The 20,118-nt window shown below is 72.0% G+C and carries 19 protein-coding genes; 14 read left to right on the forward strand and 5 right to left on the reverse strand.

What is annotated here, in order from left to right:
* Positions 1-3: 3 nt before the first annotated feature.
* A complete protein-coding gene (gene aroQ / locus ACEN9V_RS17765; protein WP_413601427.1) occupies positions 4-447 on the reverse strand; it encodes a type II 3-dehydroquinate dehydratase in 444 nt (147 codons plus the stop codon).
* Positions 448-635: 188 nt separating this feature from the next.
* On the opposite strand from aroQ, the gene ACEN9V_RS17770 reads away from it, so the two are divergent.
* The 4 genes from ACEN9V_RS17770 (at position 636) to ACEN9V_RS17785 (ending at position 4,338) form a co-directional block, all read left to right on the forward strand.
* Entirely contained in the window at positions 636-2,306 is a 1,671-nt protein-coding gene (locus ACEN9V_RS17770) for a sodium:solute symporter family protein (RefSeq protein WP_281265202.1), read from the forward strand.
* Positions 2,307-2,326: 20 nt separating this feature from the next.
* Positions 2,327-2,656, forward strand: a complete 330-nt coding sequence (locus tag ACEN9V_RS17775; protein ID WP_281265201.1) for a hypothetical protein — start codon at positions 2,327-2,329, stop codon at positions 2,654-2,656.
* Positions 2,657-2,915: 259 nt separating this feature from the next.
* The gene (locus ACEN9V_RS17780) at positions 2,916-3,332 is read left to right on the forward strand and encodes a VOC family protein (RefSeq protein ID WP_413601428.1); all 417 of its coding nucleotides are present in this window, start codon (positions 2,916-2,918) and stop codon (positions 3,330-3,332) included.
* A gap of 25 nt (positions 3,333-3,357) precedes the next feature.
* Entirely contained in the window at positions 3,358-4,338 is a 981-nt protein-coding gene (locus tag ACEN9V_RS17785; protein WP_413601429.1) for a CPBP family intramembrane glutamic endopeptidase, read from the forward strand.
* Here ACEN9V_RS17785 and ACEN9V_RS17790 read toward each other — a convergent pair whose 3' ends face one another.
* Positions 4,339-5,430 (reverse strand): glycoside hydrolase family 5 protein, encoded by a 1,092-nt coding sequence (locus ACEN9V_RS17790; protein ID WP_413601430.1) that lies wholly within the window; start codon positions 5,428-5,430, stop codon positions 4,339-4,341.
* A gap of 66 nt (positions 5,431-5,496) precedes the next feature.
* Here ACEN9V_RS17790 and ACEN9V_RS17795 point away from each other — a divergent pair, with 66 nt between their 5' ends.
* The 3 genes from ACEN9V_RS17795 to ACEN9V_RS17805 all read left to right on the forward strand — a co-directional run bounded on the left by ACEN9V_RS17795 (position 5,497) and on the right by ACEN9V_RS17805 (position 9,400).
* The gene (locus ACEN9V_RS17795) at positions 5,497-7,623 is read left to right on the forward strand and encodes a heavy metal translocating P-type ATPase (RefSeq protein ID WP_413601431.1); all 2,127 of its coding nucleotides are present in this window, start codon (positions 5,497-5,499) and stop codon (positions 7,621-7,623) included.
* A gap of 329 nt (positions 7,624-7,952) precedes the next feature.
* Positions 7,953-8,543 (forward strand): DNA-3-methyladenine glycosylase I, encoded by a 591-nt coding sequence (locus ACEN9V_RS17800; protein ID WP_413601432.1) that lies wholly within the window; start codon positions 7,953-7,955, stop codon positions 8,541-8,543.
* A gap of 44 nt (positions 8,544-8,587) precedes the next feature.
* Complete coding sequence (locus ACEN9V_RS17805) at positions 8,588-9,400, forward strand: DJ-1/PfpI family protein (protein ID WP_413601433.1); 813 nt, start codon at positions 8,588-8,590, stop codon at positions 9,398-9,400.
* 16 nt (positions 9,401-9,416) lie between these two features.
* Here ACEN9V_RS17805 and ACEN9V_RS17810 read toward each other — a convergent pair whose 3' ends face one another.
* Positions 9,417-9,887, reverse strand: coding sequence for an N-acetyltransferase family protein (locus ACEN9V_RS17810; RefSeq protein ID WP_413601434.1), 471 nt, complete (start codon positions 9,885-9,887; stop codon positions 9,417-9,419).
* Entirely contained in the window at positions 9,884-10,660 is a 777-nt protein-coding gene (locus ACEN9V_RS17815; RefSeq protein ID WP_413601435.1) for a LysR family transcriptional regulator substrate-binding protein, read from the reverse strand. The genes ACEN9V_RS17810 and ACEN9V_RS17815 overlap by 4 nt, the downstream gene beginning before the upstream one ends.
* A 33-nt stretch (positions 10,661-10,693) precedes the next feature.
* Here ACEN9V_RS17815 and ACEN9V_RS17820 point away from each other — a divergent pair, with 33 nt between their 5' ends.
* From ACEN9V_RS17820 to ACEN9V_RS17830, 3 genes are all read left to right on the forward strand, one after another.
* The gene (locus ACEN9V_RS17820) at positions 10,694-11,080 is read left to right on the forward strand and encodes a DUF5997 family protein (RefSeq protein WP_281265193.1); all 387 of its coding nucleotides are present in this window, start codon (positions 10,694-10,696) and stop codon (positions 11,078-11,080) included.
* A 19-nt stretch (positions 11,081-11,099) separates the two neighbouring features.
* Positions 11,100-11,606, forward strand: a complete 507-nt coding sequence (locus tag ACEN9V_RS17825) for a hypothetical protein (RefSeq protein WP_413601436.1) — start codon at positions 11,100-11,102, stop codon at positions 11,604-11,606.
* 75 nt (positions 11,607-11,681) lie between these two features.
* Positions 11,682-12,209: an Lrp/AsnC family transcriptional regulator gene (locus tag ACEN9V_RS17830; protein WP_281265191.1), complete on the forward strand. Its 528-nt coding sequence runs from the start codon at positions 11,682-11,684 to the stop codon at positions 12,207-12,209.
* Positions 12,210-12,235: 26 nt separating this feature from the next.
* Here the strand turns inward: ACEN9V_RS17830 and ACEN9V_RS17835 are convergent, their stop codons facing one another.
* Entirely contained in the window at positions 12,236-12,667 is a 432-nt protein-coding gene (locus ACEN9V_RS17835) for a GNAT family N-acetyltransferase (RefSeq protein ID WP_281265190.1), read from the reverse strand.
* A gap of 110 nt (positions 12,668-12,777) precedes the next feature.
* Here ACEN9V_RS17835 and ACEN9V_RS17840 point away from each other — a divergent pair, with 110 nt between their 5' ends.
* The 4 genes from ACEN9V_RS17840 to ACEN9V_RS17855 all read left to right on the forward strand — a co-directional run bounded on the left by ACEN9V_RS17840 (position 12,778) and on the right by ACEN9V_RS17855 (position 20,096).
* The gene (locus tag ACEN9V_RS17840; protein WP_413601437.1) at positions 12,778-14,106 is read left to right on the forward strand and encodes a hypothetical protein; all 1,329 of its coding nucleotides are present in this window, start codon (positions 12,778-12,780) and stop codon (positions 14,104-14,106) included.
* An 83-nt stretch (positions 14,107-14,189) separates the two neighbouring features.
* A complete protein-coding gene (locus ACEN9V_RS17845; protein ID WP_413601438.1) occupies positions 14,190-16,112 on the forward strand; it encodes a hypothetical protein in 1,923 nt (640 codons plus the stop codon).
* A gap of 175 nt (positions 16,113-16,287) precedes the next feature.
* Positions 16,288-17,631 (forward strand): alpha/beta hydrolase, encoded by a 1,344-nt coding sequence (locus ACEN9V_RS17850; RefSeq protein ID WP_413601439.1) that lies wholly within the window; start codon positions 16,288-16,290, stop codon positions 17,629-17,631.
* Positions 17,628-20,096, forward strand: coding sequence for a bifunctional lysylphosphatidylglycerol flippase/synthetase MprF (locus ACEN9V_RS17855; RefSeq protein ID WP_413601440.1), 2,469 nt, complete (start codon positions 17,628-17,630; stop codon positions 20,094-20,096). The genes ACEN9V_RS17850 and ACEN9V_RS17855 overlap by 4 nt, the downstream gene beginning before the upstream one ends.
* The last annotated feature ends 22 nt before the right edge of the window (positions 20,097-20,118 follow it).

The raw sequence follows: 20,118 nt of genomic DNA on the forward strand, positions 1-20,118 counted from the left end.
GGGTCAGTTCAGGAGTGACGCGACGTGCGCGACCGCCAGGCGGTAGCCGTCGGCGCCCGCGCCGGCGATCACCGCTGTGGCCGCCGTGGCGACGTGGTCGACGTGCCGGAACGACTCCCGCTTCCAGGTGTTCGAGATGTGCACCTCGACGACCGGGACCGAGAGCGCCTCGACGGCGTCGTGCAGCGCGATCGAGGTGTGCGCGTACGCCGCGGGGTTGATGACGACGCCGACGAAGTCGTCGAGCGCCTCGTGCAGCCACTCGACGAGCTCGCCCTCGCGGTTGGTCTGACGGAAGTCCGCCTCGAGATCGTGGACCGCTGCCTCGGTGTGCACGATCGCCTCGATCTCGGCGAGTGTCACGGCGCCGTACTGCTCCGGGTCGCGCCGGCCGAGGATGTCGAGGTTCGGGCCGTTGAGGACGAGGATGCGCGACTGCTCGGTCATGTCCGAAGCCTACCGAGGGCGATTCCGTCGTCCCCCGGTTCGCCTGACACATGTCATGGCTATGTGAACGGTCACAATAGGCCACCGCGCGGATCGGCGCAAAAGTTACAAAACGGTACTACCCGGGTAATGTCCCCCGATGGATCTGCGCAGACGCGGATCACAGCACATCGACGTGGAGTCAATACATGGTTCTCGCTGCAGCGAACAACGGGATCCAGCTCAACCTGGGCTGGGTCGACTACCTGATGATCATCGTGTACTTCGCGGTCGTCATCGGGATCGGGTTCACCGCCCGGAAACAGGTCAGGACGAGCATGGACTTCTTCCTGTCCGGCCGCTCGATGCCCGCCTGGATCACCGGTCTGGCGTTCGTGTCCGCCAACCTCGGCGCGACCGAGATCCTCGGCATGGCCGCCAACGGTGCCCAGATCGGCATGGCGACCCTGCACTACTACCTCGTCGGTGCCGTGCCGGCGATGGTGTTCCTCGGGCTCGTGATGATGCCGTTCTACTACGGCTCCAAGGTCCGGTCGGTGCCGGAGTTCATGCTCCGTCGCTTCGGCAAGGCACCGCACCTGGTGAACTCGATCGCGTTCGCGGTGTCGAACGTCCTGATCGCGGGCATCAACCTCTACGCGATGGCGATCGTCATCGAGGCGATGCTCGGCTGGCCCGAGTGGCTCGCCATCATCGTCTCCGCCGGCTTCGTGCTGGCGTACATCACGCTCGGTGGGCTCTCGAGCGCGATCTACAACGAGGTCATGCAGTTCTTCGTGATCATCGCCGGGCTCGTCCCGCTGACGATCGTCGGCCTGCACCGCGTCGGCGGCTGGAGCGGCCTTAAGTCCGCGATCATCGAGACACAGGGCGTGCAGCACCTGCAGGCGTGGGCCGGCACCGGCTTCGGTGACGTGACCAACCCGATCGGCGCCAACTGGCTCGCCATCGTCCTGGGTCTCGGCTTCGTGCTCGGCTTCGGCTACTGGACGACGAACTTCACCGAGGTGCAGCGCGCGTTCTCGGCGAAGAACATGTCCGCGGCCCGCCGCACCCCGCTCATCGCCGCGATCCCGAAGCTCTTCATCCCCTTCATCGTCGTCATCCCCGGCCTCATCGCCGCGGCGGTCGTCGGCAACCAGTTCGCCGACGGCACGCTGACGTACAACGACGCGATCCCGAAGCTCATCCAGATGTACCTGCCGACCGGCGTCCTCGGCGTCGCGGTGACGGGGCTCCTCGCGAGCTTCATGGCCGGTATGGCCGCGAACGTGTCGTCGTTCAACACGGTCTTCACCTACGACATCTGGCAGCGCTACATCAAGCCGAACATGCCGGACGTGCACTACCTGAAGACCGGTCGCTGGGTCACCGTCGTCGGTGTCCTCGTCGGCATCGCCACCGCGTTCATCGCCGCCCAGGCGGGGAACATCATGACCTACATGCAGACGCTGTTCTCGTTCTTCAACGCGCCGCTGTTCGCCGTGTTCATCCTCGGTCTGCTCTGGAAGCGGATGACCACCCAGGGCGCGCTGTGGGGCTACATCCTCGGCATCGTCACCCCGACGGTCACCTGGATCGCGTACCTGGTGAACCCGAAGCTGTTCGCCACCGGGACCGCCGAGACGCTGTACGGCGCGATCATCTCGTTCGTCACGGTGCTCGTCGTCGGGTTCGTCGTGTCGATGTTCACCAAGCCCAAGGCCGAGAAGGACCTCGGCGGCCTGGTCTACGGCGTCGGCAAGATCGACATGCACGGTGACGCCGTCGCGACCGACACCGCCTGGTACCGCTCGCCGGCGCTCCTCGGCACGATCGCCCTCGTGCTCTGCGTCGTCCTCTACCTGCCGTTCCTCTGATCCGAAGGAGATCACCGCTCATGAGTGACACCACCACCTCGATGACGGACGAGCAGAAGGCCGCGCTCGTCCGCTCCACCCGCCGCCTCGACCTGCGCCGCATCCTCGGCGGCCTCTTCGTCCTCTACGGCATCATCACGACGATCGTCGGGATCGTGCACTGGGACACCGACCCGGAGAAGACCGGCGGCATCCACATCAACCTCTGGGTCGGGCTCTCGATGCTCGCCGGCGGGCTCCTCTTCTTCCTCTGGGACCGGCTCGCGCCCGTCCCGGCGGAGGACATCATCGGCCAGGCCGAGGCGGAGGCGCACCAGAAGGCAGCAGGCGAGGGCCGCGAGCTCGCCTGATCGATCTGTCGGCCGCTGAGCGATCGGTCGGCCGCTGATCCGGCTCGACTCGGAACGACGAAGTCGCTGTCGTACGACAGCGACTTCGTCGTTTCTGCACGGGCGCAACAGCGTGCGTCCGCAAGGGGCGACAGAGCGGTCGTCGGACGACAGCGACGTTGTCGCTTCGGAGCGGCCGGGAGGCTCGGGTCGGGTCCGGCGGCGATGGTTGCGACACGAAACGGTTGCGGCGCGCGCGTGGTCGGGCCAGGTTGGGCCCATGCCGACCATGGTCTTCATCAACCTGCCCGTCGCCGACCTCGACCGCTCCAAGGCCTTCTACGAGGCGCTCGGGTACTCCATCAACCCGATGTTCAGCGACGAGACCGCCGCGTGCGTCGTCGTCAGCGACACGATCTCCGTCATGGTCCTGACCACGGCGAAGTTCGCCGAGTTCACCGACAAGACGATCGCCGACCCCTCGACGATCGAGGTGATCAACTCCCTCAGCGCTGACTCGAAGGACGACGTGCACCGCATCGTCGACGCGGCCGTCGCAGCGGGTGGCACCGAGGACCGGCCGGAGATGGACCTCGGGTTCGTGTACCAGCGGAGCTTCACCGACCCGGACGGCCACCGCTGGGAGTACGTGTGGATGGATCCGCAGGCCGCCCAGGACGGCCCGCCCGCGGCGTGACGGTCGTGGCCGGTAGCATTCCGGCATGATCCACCAGGGGGAGCCCGCCGTCGACCGCAGCGTCCCGGGGTGGGCGACCGCGCTCTTCGTCGTGCTCGCACTCGGGGGAGCGTGGGCGGTGACACTCCCGCTCTGGCTGTCCGGACGCGGGCTCGGGACGCCGTTCGCCACGCTGTTCATCGTCGGCATGATGTTCACGCCGCTGCTGTCGGCGGTCGTCGTCCTCGCGCTGCTCGGGCGACGGCGGCCGCGGCCGGTGCTGCGGTTCCTCGGGGTGTGGCCGCTCCGCCCGGTGCGCCGCACGATCTGGGTGACCGTGTTCGCGTACCTCGGCGGCGTGCTCTTCCCGGTCGCGGCGCTCGTCGTGGCGGTGCTCGCCGGCTGGTTCCCGATCGACCTCGCCGGCTTCTCCGGCTACCGGGACGTCCTCGCCGCTGCGGGGCTCCGCGAGCTGCCGATGCCGATCGGGCTGCTCGTCGCCCTGCAGCTGGCGCAGGTGCCCTTCGTCTCGGTGTTCAACGCGTTCGCCACGGTGGGCGAGGAGATCGGGTGGCGGGGCTTCCTCGTCCCGGCGCTCGAGCGGTACGGCACCTGGTTCGCGCTGGTCGGGTCCGGTGTCGTCTGGGGTGTCTGGCACGCGCCGATCATCCTGCTCGGCTACAACTTCGGTCGCACGGACTGGCTCGGCGTCGTGTTCATGGTCGTCGCCTGCGTGCTGCTCGGCATGGTCCTCGGGTGGCTCCGGCTCCGCACGGGATCGGTCTGGCCTGCCGTCTTCGCACACGCGGGGGTGAACGGTGCCGCCGGTGTGGGGGCGGTGCTCGTCGCCTCGGGTGTCGACGTGTCCGACGTGGCGCGCAGTCCGCTCGGGTACGGCGGGTGGATCGTCCTCGCGCTCGTCGTCATCGTGCTCGTCGTGACCGGTGCGATCCGTCGCCGGGGTGCACTCGCGCCCACCCCGGCGGCGACCGTCGCGGCCGCCGAGCCGATCCGCCCGGCCGACTGATCACACCGGGCGGCTGAGGAAGTACCGCCGGATCGCGTCACCGTACGGGGTCGCGGTGCCGTTCCAGTCGCTGATGAGCGCCGAACCGCCGTACTGTCCGCCGTCGGGGCAGCCGGTGGTGCCGAAGTTCCAGAACACGTACCCGTCACCGCCGTTCGCGTCCATCCAGCGCATGAACGCCAGCGGCATGGTCGTCGAGCAGTCGTTCACGCCGATCTCCTCGGCGACCATCGGCATCCGCGCGGCGACCGGGGCGAAGTCCGCCGACCAGCACGCCGCCGTCACGCAGCCCTTGAAGTTGTAGAGGTGCTGCCCGGCGACGAGGGCCTTCGCCGGGTCCTTCGGCAGCGAGCGCAGCATCGGCGACATGTCGTGGCCCCAGTCGAGACCGTTGATGATGATCGGTTGCTTCGCGCCGGTGGCCCGGATCGTGTTCACCAGCTGCTGGTACCCGGCCGCCTGCCACCCCTCCGGCATCGTGCACCCGTTCAGCCAGCACGCCTCGGAGATGTCGTGGGGTTCGTTGAACGGCTCGTAGAGGACGGCGGGGCTCGAGGCGAACCGGCTCGCGACCGAGGTCCAGAACGGCAACGAGAACGTCGTGTTCGCCATCTCCTTCTCCTGCTCGCCCCAGATCGCGACCGGGCCGGTGAAGTGCAGGTCGAGGATCGAACGGATCCCGTTCGCGGCCAGCCGGTCCACGTAGTCCTGCACCGCCGCGCGGTAGGGCTCGCCGGTCGACTGCGGTGCCCAGTCGATGCCGAGCCAGCAGTGCTCGTTGAGCGGGATCCGCACGGTGTTGACGTTCCACGAGCGGAGCAGGTCGATCGACGCCTGGTCGGTCGGGCCGGAGAAGATCCCGCCGCCCTGCTGGCAGTTGTACTCGGTGCCTGATCGGTTCACGCCGCGGAGCTTGACCGCCTTGCCGGCGGGGTCGACCATGACGTTCTTCGTGACGCGCAGTGCGGTGACCGGGGTCGCCGGGGTCGTCGCTGCGCCGGCGGTCGCCGCGGGGATCAGGGAGCCCGCGAGGACGGCGATGATCGTGCATCCGGCAGCCAGGGCGCGCCGGACGAGTTCGGGTCGTCTCATGCGGCAATGGTGCGCTCTCTCCGGCGTCACCGCCACCGGGTACCCCTAGGGGGTATTGTGGACGGCATGGACGAGCACCGCCACGGAACCACCGTCGACGAGCACGCTGACCACCAGGGACACGTGCACGACGACCACGCCCACCACGAGCACGACGAGCACGCCGGCCACGACCACCACGCGGACCACGGCGGAACCGCTGGGCACGGCGGGCACGACCACATGCACCACGGGCACGGCGGGCACGGCGACCACGCCGCGATGTTCCGCGACCGCTTCTGGTGGAGCCTCGTCCTCGCGGTCCCGGTCGTGGCGTTCAGCACGATGTTCGCCGACATCTTGCACTATCCGCTTCCCGACGCGGCCTGGGCGAGCTGGGTCTCACCGGTGCTCGGCACGGTGCTGTTCGTGTACGGCGGCTGGCCGTTCCTGACCGGCGGGTGGTCGGAGGCCAGGACGAAGCGGCCGGGCATGATGCTCCTGATCGGCATGGCCATCGTCGTGGCCTTCGTCGCGTCGTGGATCACCAGCCTCGGCATGTTCGGGCTCGACCTCGACTTCTGGTGGGAGCTCGCGCTCCTCATCGTGATCATGCTGCTCGGGCACTGGATCGAGATGCGCGCCATGGGCGTCGCGTCGAGCGCGCTGGACGCGCTCGCGGCACTGCTGCCCGACGAGGCAGACGTGATCGACGACCAGGGCGACGTGTCCCAGGTGCCGGTGTCGAGCCTCCAGGTCGGCCAGACGGTCGTGGTCCGGCCAGGCGGCCGCGTCCCGGCGGACGGCGAGGTCGTCGACGGACGCGCGCAGGTCGACGAGTCGATGATCACGGGGGAGTCCGCGGCCGTCGAACGGGCCGCCGGCGACCGCGTCGTCGCGGGCACCGTGGCGACGGACAGCTCGATCCGCGTCCGGATCACCGCCACCGGCGACGACACCGCCCTGTCCGGCATCCAGCGGATGGTCGCCGAGGCGCAGTCGTCGTCCTCGCGGACGCAGGTCCTGGCCGACCGTGCTGCGGCGCTCCTCTTCTACTTCGCCACCGGGGCGGCGATCATCACCTTCGTGGTGTGGCTGGTCCTCGGCAGCCCCACGGAGGCGATCACCCGCACCGTCACCGTGCTGATCATCGCCTGCCCGCACGCCCTCGGTCTCGCGATCCCGCTCGTCGTCGCGATCTCCACCGAGCGCGCCGCGAAGGCCGGGATCCTCGTGAAGGACCGGCTCGCGCTCGAGGCGATGCGGAACGTCGACACCGTCGTCTTCGACAAGACCGGCACGTTGACGACCGGGGCTCCGGAGGTCGTCGACACCGTCGGGGACGACGCCGTCCTGGGACTCGCCGCAGCGGCCGAGCGGGACAGTGAACACCCGGTGGCGCGCGCGATCGTCAGCGCCGCCGAAGACCGTGGCGTGCCCGTGCCCGACCAGGTGACCGACACCGGGTCCGTCCCCGGCCGCGGGGTCAGCGCGGTCGTCGAGGGTCGACGTGTCGAGGTCGGCGGACCGGCGATGCTCCGTGAGCGCGGTGCGAGCATGCCGTCCGCGTTCGAGTCCGCCGTCGACGGGTGGCGTGCCGACGGAGCGGCGGTCATCGTCGCGGTGGTCGACGGGACGGTGCAGGCCGCCTTCGCCGTACGCGACGCCGTCCGTCACGAGTCCGCCGAGGCCGTCCGTGCCCTGCACGACCGCGGGATCCGGGTGGCGATGGTCACCGGCGATGCCCAGCAGGTAGCCGATGCGGTCGCGCGGGAGCTCGGCATCGACGAGGTCCGCGCCGAGGTGCTGCCAGAGGACAAGGACGGCGAGGTCGCACGGCTGCAGGAGTCCGGGGCCGTCGTCGCGATGGTCGGTGACGGTGTGAACGACGCCCCGGCGCTGGCCCGTGCCGACGTCGGGATCGCGATCGGCGCGGGGACCGACGTCGCGGTGCAGAGTGCCGGCGTCGTGCTCGCGTCGAACGACCCGCGTCGGGTGCTCACCGTGATCGACCTGTCGCGTGCGACCTACCGGAAGATGGTGCAGAACCTCGTGTGGGCCACCGGGTACAACGTGCTCTCGGTGCCGCTCGCGGCCGGGGTGCTCGCGGGGGTCGGGTTCGTGCTGTCCCCGGCGGTCGGCGCGGTGCTGATGAGCCTGTCGACCGTGATCGTCAGCCTGAACGCCCAGCTCCTCCGTCGCTTCCGCGCCTGACGCGCGGGGCCACGCGTGCCGCCGGCCGGCGGCGCTCGCCCGTGGCGCCCGCTCCTCGTCGCCCGGCCGCGTCTCCCGCCCGGCCAGGTGGTCGAGTGGTCACAACACCCCGGCGGGGGTCCGCCGAGGGGTCACCGTCTGTCGGATCCAGCGCGCTCAAGCGACCGTTCGAGGCCGCTCGGCAGCACTGAGCGGGGTGTCGTGACCGGTCGACGACCGGGCGACGGGCGGATGCGCGGACGGGAGGCTCGGGTCGGGTTCCGCAGGTCAGCTCCCGCACGACGAGTGGGGGCGACGGTGACGTCGGTGCGGACCGGCAGGATGGGGGCGTGACTGATCTGGTGACCGGGGACGACGGACTCGCCCGCCCGGTGTGGGCCTCGACGGACCCGATGCTGCGGGACTACTACGACACCGAGTGGGGCATGCCCGTGCGGGACGAGCGCGGCGTGTTCGAGCGGCTCTCGCTCGAGGCGTTCCAGTCCGGCCTCTCGTGGCGCACGATCCTCGCGAAGCGACCGGCGTTCCGCGCCGCCTTCGCGGACTTCGACGCCGACGTGGTCGCGGGCTTCGGTGAAGCGGACGTCGCCCGACTGATGGCGGACGCCGGCATCGTCCGGAACCGGGCGAAGATCCTCGCCACGATCACCAATGCGAACGCCACGGTGGCGCTGCGGGAGGACGGCGGACTGGCGGACTTCGTGTGGTCCTTCCGCCCCGACCGGACGCCGGAGCCGATCACGTCCGCCGACGTCCCCACGAAGAGCGACGAGTCGCTCGCTCTGTCGAAGGCGCTGCGGAAGCGCGGGTTCGCCTTCGTCGGTCCGACGACGATGTACGCGCTGATGGAGGCGCTCGGCATCGTCGACACGCACCTGGTCGGCAGCCACCGACGGGGCACCTCGGGCGTCTGGGCCTGAGCGGTCGAAGGCGGACGCGACCCCGCGGGGCTAGGGTCGCGGGCATGACGCACGAGCACCCGAACCCCCGGGTCACGCCGATCACCCCCGTCGATGCGGTGCACGTCGACGTGCCGGTCGACGTCGAGGTCCCCGCCTCCGATCCCGTCGAGGACGACGTGACCACCCCGGAGCACGACCCGTCGGAGATCCGGATCGCGTTCCTGCTGTTCCCGGACCTCACGCAGCTCGACCTCACCGGACCGGCGCAGGTCCTCAGTCGCGTGCCCGGCGCCCGGATCGAGTACGTCGCCGCCACGCTCGACCCGGTGCCGAGTGACTGCGGGCTGTCCCTCGTCCCCACCGTGACGATCGCCGACGCCGCTCCGGCGGACGTCCTCGTGGTCCCCGGTGGCGACGGTGCGTTCGACGCGATGCTCGACCCCGAGATCGTCGGGTTCGTCCGGCGGGAGGCCGAACGCGCCACGTGGGTCACCTCGGTGTGCACCGGCGCGTTCGTCCTCGGTGCCGCCGGGCTGCTCGCCGGCAAGCGGGCGACGACGCACTGGGCCTCGAAGCCGATGCTCGCCGCGTTCGGTGCGACGCCGGTGGACGAACGGGTGGTCGACGACGGGTCGGTCGTCACCGCTGCCGGGGTGAGCGCCGGCATCGACATGGCGCTGTGGTTCGCTTCCGAGCTCGCCGGTCAGCCGGTCGCCGAGCGCATCCAGTTGCAGATCGAGTACGACCCGCAGCCGCCCTTCGACGCCGGGTCGGCGGATCGGGCGGACGCGCGCGTCGTCGCCGAGGCGCGCGCAGCCGCCGAGGAGTCCCGCGGCGAACGCGTCGCACGGGCGGCAGCGGCCGTGATCAGGTGAGCGGCAGCGGCCGTGATCAGGTGAGCGGCAGCTTCATCTGCATCGCGGTGACGCCGTACCCGAGCCGCTCGTACAGCTCCTTGGCGCCCGCGTTGTAGCCGAACACGTTCAGCCCGATGCTCGTCGCACCCTCGTCCTTCGCGACGACGTGCCCGAGTTCGAGCGCCCGGCGGGCATGGCCCTTCCGTCGGTGTGCCTCGTCGATCTCCACGTTGAACACCCACCAGTCGGCACTGCCCGGCTCGAACGGCCCGATCCACAGGTACCCGACGACGGTGTCGTCGCCGTCGAGCACGTCCCACACGTGGTGCCCGGCGAGCGGCTCGCCACCGGGGAACCACTGGTCGAGCGACTGCTGCTTGTTGGCCTCGGCCTGCTCGCGGGTCTCGCCGGCCTGCATGCGCGATTCGACGTACTCCGCCATCGTCGCGTCCAGCCAGGCCGGGAGGCTCGTGGCCGGCATCGTCTGCAGGCGCGTGTCCGTCATCGGTTGCCCTTCGAGCCACGGCTGGGTTTGCCCCGCATCCGTCCGCGACCGGGCTTCGGGGCCTTGCCGCTGTTCGAGCCCTTGCCGCTGCCGGACTTGGCGCCGCCTGGCGACTTCGCCTTGGCCTTGCCGCCGGCGGCGTCCTTGCCACCCGCGGTGGCCCTGGAGCCGCCACGGGACGGACGTGCGTCGGCGTCGCCGGCGCGATCCGGGCCTCCCGGCTGGTCCGGCTGGCTCCGGGAACTGTTGGCGGTCCGCCCGCGGACCACGCCGATGAACTCCTCGGTGAGCTCCGAGGCGTCCTCGTCGCGCCACACGAGCGCGATCCGCGTGCCGGGGGAGTCGACGAGCGCGCGCGCGACGAGGTCCTTGCGGCTTGCCTTGCGGAAGAGGGACTGCGGGAGGACGACGACGCCGACGTTCGCCTCGACGAGGTCGAGCGCGCCGTCGACGTCGGCCGGTACCGGACCGGCGTCGATGACGTGCACGGCGTCGAGGTCGGCATGGGTGATCTCGGACGAGTGCGCGAGCGTGGAGTCTTTCGGTGTCGCGACGACCGCGGTCTCGGTCCAGAGCGGGATCGCGTTGTGGACGTCCGAGACGGGCATCCTGGCGAAGACCATGTCGGCGTCGTCGGCCAGTGCCGCGTCGACGTCGGACGAGCCGATCGGACGGAGCCGGAGCTCCACGGACGGGAAGCGATCACGCCACACGCGTGCCCACTTGGCCGGGGACACCCCTGGCACGAAGGCGATGGTGAGTGCCGCGGTCATGCAACCGAGCATAGGGGCCGTACCCTTGACACCATGGCGCAGGAACAGACGATGAAGCCCGAGACGGCTGCGAAGAAGCTCGGCATCCTGCTGTCGGCCGCTCCGGAGTCCTTCCGCGACGCGCCCGTCACGCGGACCGCCTTCGAGGAACTCCGGACCGAGCCGCCGACGTGGCTCGAGGAACTTCGTCGCGACGGCCCGCACCCGCGTCCCGTCGTCGCGCAGAAGCTCGGCGTGTCGATCTCCGGTCTCGGCCGCTCCGGCATCGACGAGCCGCTGACGACCGCGCAGATCAAGGACCTCCTCGTCGAGAAGCCCGAGTGGCTCGTGCAGGAGCGTGCGACGCAGGCCGCCGTGCACGCCGAGAACGCCCGGGTGAAGCAGGACCGCGCCGCGCGCGCAGCCGCGAAGCAGGACTGACCTCCAGCAGGGACCACCAGTGCACGAGACCGTCGCCGACGCCATGCTCGTCGTGCCGCAGTTCGCCTCGGTGTGCTGCATCGTCGGGGACCGGTACCGTCCGCGCCCCGGCGTGATCGTGCCCGCCGCGGTCATGCTCGTCGCGATGGTGATGCCCGTCGTGCGCGCCGGTGCGGTGTGGACGCTGCTCGCGGCGACGCTGCTGCTGCTCCTCGCGCCGCTGCCCGTGATGCGTCGTCGCCGGGCGGACGGGCGCCGGGCGGAGCCGATGGACGTGCACCGGGCACTGTCGTCGGTCGTGATGGCGGGGATGCTCCTGATGGGTCACGCGACCGGGATCGCGGACGCGCACGCCGGACACGGGATCGCGCTGTCGGCGGTCCTCGGCGGCGGCGTGATCGGGTACTGCGCGTTCAGCGGCTGGCTCCTGCGGTACGAGTGGGCGCGCGACGACCGTCGGGCGGTGCGCAGCGGCGAGGTGTTCGCGATGACGGTCGCCGTGATCGGCATGACCCTGGCGATGTAGCGCGCCGCGCGCCGCGCGCCGCGGCCCCCGCGCCCCCTTCCCTCGATCGCTGCGAGCCCGCGTTACGGTGGTCCCGTGTCCGATCGCCCAGTCCGCCGACCCGACCCGGCCCCGCGCCTCGACGAGGTCGACGAGCGCATCCTCTGGACCCTCGCCGCCGATGCGCGGATCCCGAACAACCGGCTCGCCGCCGCGGTGGGCATCGCGCCGTCGACGTGTCTCGCGCGGGTCCGCGCCCTCGAGGACGCCGGGGTCATCCGCGGCTACCGGGCGGACGTCGACGTGGCGCGGCTCGGGTTCTCGATCGAGGCGATGGTCTCGGTCCGGGTGCACGCGGCTGCACGGCACGAGCTCCGGGATTTTGCGAAGCGCCTGCTCCGGGTGCCCGTCGTGCTCGACGTGTCGTTCCTCGCCGGGGACAAGGACTTCCTCGTGCACATCGCGTGCACGTCGACCGAACAGCTGCGGGACTTCGTCGCGGACGAGCTGAGCGGGGACCCGTCCGTCGCGACGACGCAGACGAACATCGTGTTCGAGCGTCTGGTCGCGGACCGGGAGCGCCAGGGGCGTTCGTACGACGAGCTCCGTCGCTGGCACGCCTGAGCCGGGGAGCGCGAACGACGGGCGCGCTACCGCGTGCGGGTCATCGGGATGTGCGGGATGCCGTCCTCGTGGAACCGGTCCCCGGAGCGGACGAACCCGAACCGGCCGTACCACTGTTCGAGGTGCTCCTGCGCGTCGATCGACACGACGGGGGAGCGTGTCTCGGCGATCGCCGCCTCCATGAGCTCCGCGCCGAGGCCCTTGCCCCGAGCGGCCGCCGCGGTCGCCACACGACCGATGCGCTCGGTTCCGTCGGGCTCGCGCAGCAGGCGCAGCGTGGCGTCGACCGAGCCCTCGCCCGCCCAGAACTGGATCGTGCCCGGCTCGAGGTCGCGGCCGTCGATGTCCGGGTAGGCAGCTGCCTGCTCGACGACGAAGACGTCCTGGCGCAGCCGGAGGATCTCGTGCAGCGTGACGATGTCGAGGTTACGGGTGGGGGCGCTGAAGATCGAGGTCATGCCGAGCTGTTCCTGACGGTTCCTTGGGAAGGGGGGTGCGCGATCGCCCGATCAGGCGTACCGTGCCGGTCAACCACTCTACGTGCGCAGCCAGACCAGGAGGTGAGCGCATGGACAAGCCGTTGCGTGCACCCTGGCACGCTGCGATCCGGTACGCCCTCGTGGGCACCGGCGTGAGCGCCGCCGCCGTGCTGCTCTCGCTGACGTTCGGCGCGCACTCCGCGTCCGCCACCACGGCGCCGCCCGCCCAGACGCAGTCGCAGTCGGGTCTCGTCGGCGGCCTCGTGCAGGGCCTCGGCGACACCGTGCACGGCGTCGCCGGTGGCGTCGGGCAGGTCCTCGGTGACGTCGTGGACCCCGTGCACCAGGCCTTCGCCCCCGCAGCCCCGGCCGCGCCGGCCCCCGCAGCCCCGGTCCCGGCCGCGCCAGCCCCCGCGGCACCGGCACCCGCGCCAGCACCGGCCGCTGCGCCAGCACCGGCCGCAGCACCCGCTCCGGCAGCGCCGCCGTCGAGCACCCCCGCGCAGCCGTCCGTGCCGCAGCCAGCCGCCACACCGACGGCTCCCGGACCGGCGACTCCGGTCCAGCCGACCGCACCGCAGCAGGCCGAGCCGGCCACCACGACGGCACCGGCCACGTCGACCACGCCGGCCGACCCTGCGGAGGCGACCAGCGCCTCCCGTCCGATCACCGGCACCGTCGCCACCGTGCTCCGTCCCGTCACCGGGACCGTGCAGACGCTCACCGACGCACGCCCGGTCACGACGGTGGTCAGCACCCTCGACCACGTCGTCGGCGCCGTCCCGATCCTCGGCACGGTGCTCGGCGACGACACGCTCGGCACGGTGACCGCACCGGTCAGCGGGCTGGTCGATGACACCCTCGGCGGCGTCGGGACCGCCGTGGGAACGGTCCCGGACGTGCTTCCGGGCACGCCCGGGACCGGTGGGGGCACCCTGCCTGGAGGCTCGGTGCCCCAACCCCAGATCCCCTCGCCTCCGGCAGGTGACGGTGTCCCCGCCGTGGGCGGCTCCTCGACGTCGGTGGCCGAAACGTCGGAGGAGGCACCTGCTCGGGCCGCTGCGGCACCCGAGGTCGTCGCCGCGCAGGCCACCCCGGCGGTGGACGAGGTCACCGTGCTCGCGCCCGCCGCCACCTCCGCGTCTGCCGGCGCGCAGGACGCTCCCGCGTCCGCGTCGATCGGCGGTGGCGCGCTGTTCGTCCCCGACGGACACGGCCACCAGGACTCGCCGCTCGGCGGTTCCGGATCAGGACTCGCCGGCAGCACCACGACCGTCGGCTCGGCCGGCGGCGGTGTCGTCGGCACGGTCGGCGCCGACGCCGACCAGGACCCCCTCGCCGCGGGGACACGCGGCACCATCGCCGACGACGCCGTTCCCGCGTCGCTCACCGGCGACCACGACGTCGCCCCTGATTGAGATCGGCGCACCTGCCCGTCAGGCAGGACGCGCCACCGACCGCGACCGCGGTCGGGAACACATCTCGATCAGGAGTGATGACCATGAACAAGTACGTCTCGAGAGGGCTGTGGTTCGCCCTCTTCGTCGGCGGGCTGACGGTCGGAGGGGCCACCGCGGCGAACGCGGCGACGACCTCCGGCACGGACGGCACCGTCTCAGGAACACAGGTGGCGCCGTCGATCGACGCACCCGTCTCCGCCGTCGGCAACGCACTCGGGGTGCTCGGCGACGCGGTGTCCTCGGCCGTCCCGGCTCCGGCCGCTCCGGCTGCTCCCGCCGCACCGGCCGTCGACCCTGCGTCGGCGGCGGTGCCGGACCCGGCTCCCGCGGCGCCGTCGACCTCCGGGTCGGACGGCGTCGGCTCGGGGACGCAGGTCGTACCGGACGTCAGCGCGCCCGTCGACGTGACGGGCAACGCGATCTCGGTCGGCGGCGACGCAGCGTCGACCGCCGTGCCGACCGCCCCTGCCCCCGCTGCAGCGGCACCCGCGCCGGCGACTCCCGCGGCACCGTCGACCTCCGGGTCGGACGGGATCGCGTCGGGGACGCAGGTCGCGGGTGACGTGACCGCGCCGGTCGACGTGACCGGCAACGCGATCGCGGTCGGTGGCGACGCCGCGTCGACCTCGGCGACGGCGACACCCGCGACTCCGGCCCCCGCTCCGGTTGCGGCGACCACGTCGGGCTCGGACGGCATCGGCTCGGGGACGCAGGTCGCCCCCGCGGTGGAGCTGCCGATCACGGCGTCCGGGAACGGCATCGGTCTGCTCGGTGACGGGACCTCCACCGGCTCGACGACGGGCACGGCGGCCCCGGCCGGCGCGACCTCCGGCGGATCGACCGGGGGCTCGACCTCGGGCGCCGACGGGACCGTCTCCGGGACCCAGGTGGCACCGTTGATCTCGATCCCGGTGACGGTCTCCGGCAACGGGATCGCCGTCGTGGGAGACGGAACCTCCACCGGATCGGCGACCACCCCGGCCTCGGGAACTCCGGCTGCCGGTACTCCGGCTTCCGGCTCGACCGGCTCGACCGGCACGACGGGCGCCCCGACGACCTCCGGGTCCGACGGCATCGCCTCGGGGACGCAGGTGACACCGGCCGTTTTCCTGCCGGTGACCATCGCGGGCAACGGCATCGGTCTCCTCGGTGACGGCACCAGCACGGCCGGCACCACGACCGGCACCGCGTCGACCGGCGGAACGGGCACGGCTGAGGGCAGCGCCACGGCCGGTCCGGTCACCGACGGCACGGACGGCACCGCCTCGGGTACGCAGGTCACCCCGGTGGTCTCGCTCCCGATCACCATCGGCGGGAACGGCATCGGTCTCGTCGGCGACGGCACCAGCACCGGAGCCACGACGACCGTGCCGGCTGGCGGCACCGCGACCGGCACGACCGGTGGCACAGCCGGATCCACGTCGGGTTCGGACGGCGTCCTGTCCGGGACGCAGATCGCACCGGTGGTCTCGCTGCCGGTCACCATCGGCGGGAACGGCATCGGTCTCGTCGGCGACGGCACCAGCACCGGGACCACGACGGTCCCCGGTGACGGCGGCACGACACCCGGTGACGGCACCGACCCCGGTGACGGCACGGACCCGGGTGACGGCACGGACCCGGGTGACGGCACCACGCCCGGCGGCGGCACGACGCCCGGTGACGGCACGGACCCCGGTGACGGCGGCTCGACGCCCGGCGGCGTCACGACCCCGATCGGCGATGACGGTTCTGGCACCACGGCCGATGCCGTGACCACCGTGTCGCCGACCGGTTCGGGCGCCGCGGTCTCCACCGCCGGTGTCGCGACGGTCGCCACCACGGCAGCCCGCGCAGCGACCTCCTGGGCGACCCAGTCCGGGCTCGCGTACACGGGAGCGTCCTCGCAGCTCGTACCAGCGGGGATCGCGCTGATGCTGCTCCTCGGGGGCGCCGGGACACTCGTCCTCCGACGCCGCCACTGATCACCATCCGCGCAGCGGGGTACCGGTACGCCGGTACCCCGCAGCACCACGCCCACGGCAAGGAGGTGTCCTGGGAACGAGCCGGGTGCTTCCTGCAAGCGCATGATGCCGATGCTGTGAGGAGCGGAAGCGGTTCGGCAGCATCGGGTGAGTCACCGAGCGGGACGATGAACGCGTGTTCAACGAACTGCTCCGCGTGCCGATCGTCCGGCCCGACGTCCTCATCCCGGTCGACGTCGTGGCAGCGCTGCTGACGATCTGGGCGCTGCTCGGTCCGTTCCGTCGCAGCTCGCGCGCGGGCAGTCGAGGACGTCGGCTGCTCGTCCGTGCCGCGGCGCTCGTGGTGGGTGCTGCGGTCGGGCTCGCCCTCGTGTGGTGGTTCGGCGACGTGCAGGACGAGTTCGGCGTCGCGTTCACGCCGGTCACCCGGATGTGGATCGCGTTCGCGTGCGCTGCCGTCGCGATGTGCCTCGTCGTCCTGGTGCAGGGCGGCTGGGGGCGTCGCAGCGTCGCGGTCGCCGCAGCTGCCGCCGTCCTCCTGGCGTCCGGGCTCGGCGTGAACGTCGACTTCGGCGCCTACCGGACGATCCAGCAGGCGATCACCACCAACCCCTACCCGTCGGGATCGCTCGGCCACCAGCACGCGGTGGCTGCCGGGACCCCGGTCGTCGACGCAGCACGGTGGACCGCCCCCACGAACATGCCGAAGTCCGGACGGACACTGTCGGTGCGGATCCCCGCGACGGTCTCGCACTTCCGGGCACGGAAGGCGGTCGTCTGGCTCCCGCCAGCCGCCCAGACGGCGGACCCGCCGACCCTGCCGGTCCTGATCGCGCTGTCCGGGCAGCCGGGTCAGCCGTCCGACATGTTCCAGACCGGGAACCTCGGTGGGTACCTCGACCGCTACGCGGCGGCGCACCACGGTCTGGCACCGATCGTCGTGTCGCCCGACCAGCTCGGGGCGCCGAACCGGAACCCGATGTGCGTCGACTCTCGCCGCCTGGGGCGGAGCGCGACGTACGTGATGACCGACACGGTCCGCTGGATCACGGACCACCTGGACGTGGCGTCGACACCCGACGCGTGGGGCATCACCGGTTTCTCCCAGGGCGCGACCTGCGCGATGCAGTTCTCCACCGAACACCCCGGGGTGTTCGGCACGGCGCTGGCCATCTCGAGCGAGCTCACCGTGAAGAACGGGTCGCTCGCGAACACGGTCCGCGTCGGCTTCGGGGGTTCACGGGCGGCCTACGAGGCGGCAGCGCCGATCGCGACCATGCGTCGGGATGCTCCGTACCACGACCACCTCACCGTCTTCGGGTTCGGGCAGGACGACGCTCCGTACCGTGCGTCGACCACCGCGCTCCGCGAGGCCGCGGTGCAGGCGGGCATGCAGACGTCGGTCATCGTCTCGCCCGGATCGGCGCACGACTGGAACACCGTGCGGTACGTCCTCGCCAACGGGCTGCCGGCAGTGGTCGCCCACCTCGGGCTGCCGTCGATGCGAGGGGCGCTGTGACCGGCGGGGGGCGCGTCCTCGACGAGGAGCGTGTCGCGCCCGTGCGCGCCCGGCTGACCCGCGCGGGGCGCGCCGTCGTCGGCCGTGTCCGGCGGTACCCGGTCACGAGTGTCGTCGTGCTGCTCGTCGTGCTGACCTCCGCCATCGGCGTCGCGATGCGCGTCCACCACGCAGCGTCCGGCGCCGCTGCGCTCGGGCCGCTCCGCGTGTTCGCCGCGTCGACCGGGTTCGTCGCCCTGGTCCTGACCATCGCCGGCGTGGTCGTCCTCGTCGGCGCCTCGGAACGGCTGATGGGCTCGTGGCGGACCGCCGTCGCGTTCGTCGTGACGACGGTGGTCGGAACCGGGGTCGGCGCACTCAGCGCCTTCGTCGACCTCGACGGCCGTGGGGCCGGTCCGCTCCTCCTCGGGCGCGCGACCGCGTTCGACCCGTGGACCGCCGTCGTCGGCACGATCGTCACCGCGAGCGCGTTCGCCGGTCCGCTGTGGCGCCGACGGATCCGCGTCAACGCCCTCGCGGTCGTCGCGGCCCTGTTCCTCTACGCCGGGCATGCCTCCGACCTGTACGCGGTGCTGGCAGCTGCAGCCGGCTGGATGCTCGGCGAGCTGCTCCGGAACACGCCGAAGCGCACCGGGTGGGTGCGGAGTTCGCACCGGGAGACGCGCGTCCTGCTCGGGACCGTCGTCCTCGTGTCCGCGGTGGGGCCGGTCATCGCGCTCGTCTCGCGCGCCCGGGTCGGGATCCTCGCGCCGATCGCCGCCGTCGTCGGGGCCGGCCCGGTCACACCGGTGTCCGGGTGCCGAACGGACGGCGTCGCGGGGGAGTGCCTCCGGCGGCTCCTGGCGTACCACGCGGCTGATCCGTGGACGGTGCTGCTCGCGGTGCCGCCGCTCCTCGTCCTGGTCGTCGGCGGCCTCGGGCTGTTCCGCGGCAGCCGCTTCGCGGTGTGGCTCGTGGTGGCGGTCGACGTGGTGACCGCGCTCGCTGCGGCCGTCACGTACGGCGCGGTCCCCGGTCGGGTGGAGCGCCTGCACGGCACGGAGGACCAGTTCGTCGTGACGCTCTCGATCCTCGCCTCCATCGCGGTCCCGCTGGCGACAGCGGTCGTGCTCGTCGTGCTCCGCCGGTCGTTCACCGTGCTGCCGTCTCGTCGCCGCACCGTCGGGTTCGCCGCGGCCGTGCTCGTCGCCGCGGCGGTGATCGTCACGGTGCTGCTGGTCGTCACCGACGCGTCGCCGAACCGGGTCCCCGACCCCCTGCGCGTGGTCGTGGCGGCGCTCGGTCCGATCGCCCCGACCACGTTCTGGGACCACCTGCCGGCCCTCGACCCGGCGCTCCGCCTGTCGCTCGGCCTCGCCGGACCGGCGCTCTGGCTCGTCGTCGCCATCGCGGCGATCGGCCCGACCGGTGCCGCACGACCCGACGCGGACTCCGACGAGGTCCACCGCGACCGGGAGCGCGCCCGCGCGCTGCTCGTCGCGGGCGGCGGCGACACGTTCGGGTGGATGACGACCTGGCGCGGCAACGCGTACTGGTTCGCGGCGGACGGCCGGGCCGGTGTCGCGTTCCGGCGCAACGGCGGCGTCGCGGTCACCGTCGGCGGACCGTTCGGGTACCCGGACGCCCGGCCGGCTGCGCTGACCGACTTCGCCCGGTACTGCGACGACAACGGGTGGACGCCGGTGTTCTACGGCGTGGACGCGGAGGTCGCCGGGACGCTGACCGCCGTCGGCTGGGCGACGCTGCCCGTCGCCGAGGACGCCGACTTCGACCCGCGGACCTGGACGACGAGCGGCAAGCGGAAGCAGGACGTCAGGACCTCGGTGAACAAGGCCGCCCGCGAGGGCGTGACGGCCACGTGGGCGAGCTGGGACGAGCTCCCCGCGACCACGACCCGCCAGATCGAGGCGATCTCGGAAGAGTGGGTCGCGGAGCGCGAGCTCCCCGAGATGGGCTTCACGCTCGGCGGGATCGACGAGATGCGCGACCCCGCCGTCCGCACGCTCGTCGCGCAGGACGCCGAGGGGACGGTCCTCGCCGTGACGAGCTGGCTGCCGTCGTTCCGCGAAGGGCGCGTCGTGGGATGGACCCTCGACGTCATGCGCCGCACCGCAGCCGCCCCGAACGGCGTGATGGAGTTCCTGGTCGCGAGCGCGGCTGAACGGATGCGCGAGGACGGCGCCGAACGGCTCAGCCTCTCCGCCGCGCCGCTCGCCAGCGCCGGCGGCCCTGCCCCCGAGGGTGGACAGAACCTCCTCGAACTCGTCGGCGGTGTCCTGGAACCCGTCTACGGCTTCCGGTCGCTCCTGCGGTTCAAGCAGAAGTTCGGCCCGGACCTGCACCCGCTCGCGCTCGCGTACCCGGACCCGGTGGCACTGCCGGCCATCGGGGTCGCCGTGGTCCGCGCGTACCTGCCCGACCTCTCGCTCCGACAGGCCGTCGCACTCGCGCGCGGCCGCGGCTGACGAGCCACGAACCCCATGACGA

Source organism: Curtobacterium sp. Curtsp57 (genome assembly GCF_047324335.1).
Taxonomy (GTDB): domain Bacteria; phylum Actinomycetota; class Actinomycetes; order Actinomycetales; family Microbacteriaceae; genus Curtobacterium.

Coding starts and splice junctions, on each gene's coding strand:
- ACEN9V_RS17835 (WP_281265190.1), bottom strand. CDS start 12,667: ATGACCTCGATCTTCAGCGCCCCCACCCGTAACCTCGACATCGTCACG.
- ACEN9V_RS17790 (WP_413601430.1), bottom strand. CDS start 5,430: ATGAGACGACCCGAACTCGTCCGGCGCGCCCTGGCTGCCGGATGCACG.
- ACEN9V_RS17840 (WP_413601437.1), top strand. CDS start 12,778: ATGGACAAGCCGTTGCGTGCACCCTGGCACGCTGCGATCCGGTACGCC.
- ACEN9V_RS17810 (WP_413601434.1), bottom strand. CDS start 9,887: ATGACGGACACGCGCCTGCAGACGATGCCGGCCACGAGCCTCCCGGCC.
- ACEN9V_RS17775 (WP_281265201.1), top strand. CDS start 2,327: ATGAGTGACACCACCACCTCGATGACGGACGAGCAGAAGGCCGCGCTC.
- ACEN9V_RS17780 (WP_413601428.1), top strand. CDS start 2,916: ATGCCGACCATGGTCTTCATCAACCTGCCCGTCGCCGACCTCGACCGC.
- ACEN9V_RS17845 (WP_413601438.1), top strand. CDS start 14,190: ATGAACAAGTACGTCTCGAGAGGGCTGTGGTTCGCCCTCTTCGTCGGC.
- ACEN9V_RS17770 (WP_281265202.1), top strand. CDS start 636: ATGGTTCTCGCTGCAGCGAACAACGGGATCCAGCTCAACCTGGGCTGG.
- ACEN9V_RS17805 (WP_413601433.1), top strand. CDS start 8,588: ATGACGCACGAGCACCCGAACCCCCGGGTCACGCCGATCACCCCCGTC.
- ACEN9V_RS17820 (WP_281265193.1), top strand. CDS start 10,694: ATGGCGCAGGAACAGACGATGAAGCCCGAGACGGCTGCGAAGAAGCTC.
- ACEN9V_RS17785 (WP_413601429.1), top strand. CDS start 3,358: ATGATCCACCAGGGGGAGCCCGCCGTCGACCGCAGCGTCCCGGGGTGG.
- aroQ (WP_413601427.1), bottom strand. CDS start 447: ATGACCGAGCAGTCGCGCATCCTCGTCCTCAACGGCCCGAACCTCGAC.
- ACEN9V_RS17815 (WP_413601435.1), bottom strand. CDS start 10,660: ATGACCGCGGCACTCACCATCGCCTTCGTGCCAGGGGTGTCCCCGGCC.
- ACEN9V_RS17795 (WP_413601431.1), top strand. CDS start 5,497: ATGGACGAGCACCGCCACGGAACCACCGTCGACGAGCACGCTGACCAC.